Source organism: Prevotella pallens ATCC 700821, assembly GCF_000220255.1.
Lineage (GTDB): Bacteria > Bacteroidota > Bacteroidia > Bacteroidales > Bacteroidaceae > Prevotella > Prevotella pallens.
This window is the reverse complement of the sequence record NZ_GL982542.1, coordinates 1-670: the sequence shown is the minus strand read 5'-3', so window position 1 is coordinate 670 and position 670 is coordinate 1. Positions and strand designations below refer to the sequence as shown.

1 protein-coding gene and 1 pseudogene are annotated in these 670 nt (G+C 37.6%); both read left to right on the top strand.

From position 1 onward, the window contains the following. Positions 1–462: bacteriophage T4 gp5 trimerization domain-containing protein (locus HMPREF9144_RS13625; protein WP_006046531.1), on the top strand; the 462-nt coding region annotated here is incomplete at its 5' end. Between the two features lie 10 nt (positions 463–472). Then, positions 473–670, top strand: a pseudogene (locus HMPREF9144_RS12575) (DUF2931 family protein); the annotation flags it as partial.

Genomic DNA, 670 nt, shown 5'->3' with positions numbered 1-670 from the left:
GTCACCTTTGACGATACTGCCCACACCATCCTCCTACAGACAACTCGTGCCAACAAAATCTTTGTTGACGAACTAAATGGCACCATCACCATATCTTCTGCCGAAGAAGTAAATGTCAATACGAAGAATGTCAACATCAATGCATCAGAGAATATGAATGTAAATGTGGGTAAGAATTTTACGATGCAGGTTGGTGAGCAATCGTCTGTTAGCATTGAAAAAGATTCATCAGTTTCGGTAAATGGAAATGCTATGCAGAATGTAGGGAAAGACAACCATACGTACATTGCGGGCGATCATATCAGTCATATAGACAAAGATACAATCCTGAATGTAGGAGGTTCTATTAAGGGGAATATTATGGAGAACGCTACATTCGAAACGAAAGGAATTACGACTATTGGTGCCCAAGATCGTTTGTATATAAAGAGTAATACTAAGGTTGATATAACAAAGGAATAAATAAAGTTTTATGAAATATATACTAATAGTTATAATGGTTAGCTTTGCTATGTGTATAAGCACGGCATGTAGCGGATTAGGAAACAAAACAAAAAAGGAAGATAATAAAGGTATGGATACAGCTTTTTGTTGGGAAGCACTCGTTGCATCTTCAAGAAATTATCCCATGGAGGTGCATTATGCAAGAGTAGGCGTAGGAAACTCTGGT